The organism is Phyllobacterium sp. P5_D12 (genome assembly GCF_054049495.1).
The window spans coordinates 1-616 of sequence record NZ_JBFUMG010001140.1 but is presented as its reverse complement, the minus strand read 5'-3'; the positions used below and the strand labels follow the sequence as shown (position 1 = coordinate 616).

General features: G+C 53.2%; 1 protein-coding gene. It reads right to left on the bottom strand.

The features are described from left to right. On the bottom strand, positions 1–616 hold a 616-nt coding region (locus ACXJ5O_RS29160), incomplete at both ends, for a Bax inhibitor-1/YccA family protein (RefSeq protein ID WP_457302941.1).

The following is a 616-nucleotide window of genomic DNA, read 5'->3' as shown; positions in this document are numbered from 1 at the left end:
GAGCAGCAGCTGGAAGAGGTTAATGAAGTTCAGGTAGAGCGAGAAGGCCCCGAACACAGCCAACTTCTGCTGCGATTCCGAATCGTAGCTTTCGGCAAACTGTTCCTTGATCGACTGCGTGTCCCAAGCCGTCAAACCGATGAACACCAGAACGCCGGCAACCGAGACAACGAACTGCAGCATTGAAGAGCCGAGGAAAATGTTGACGACACTCGCCACGACAACACCGATCAGACCCATAATCAGGAACGAGCTGAACTGGGAGAGATCACGCTTTGTTGTATAACCATAAAGGCTGGTGGCACCGAACATCGTGGCCGCGATGAAGAATGTACGGGCGATGCTGGTTCCGGTAAAGACAAGGAAGATCGACGCCAGMGAGAGCCCCATTACCGCACAGAATGCCCAGAACATGGCCTGTGCCGATGCTGCCGACATGGTTTGCATTTTGAACGAGAAGAACATCACGAAAGCAAGCGGCGCCAGCATGACGACCCATTTTAGAGGCGTGGAAAAAATTGGAACGTAAAGGGCCGGCGTCGAGGCGACGACGAATGCAACAACGCCCGTCAGAACAAGGCCTAACCCCATATAATTGTAGATGCGCAGCATATGC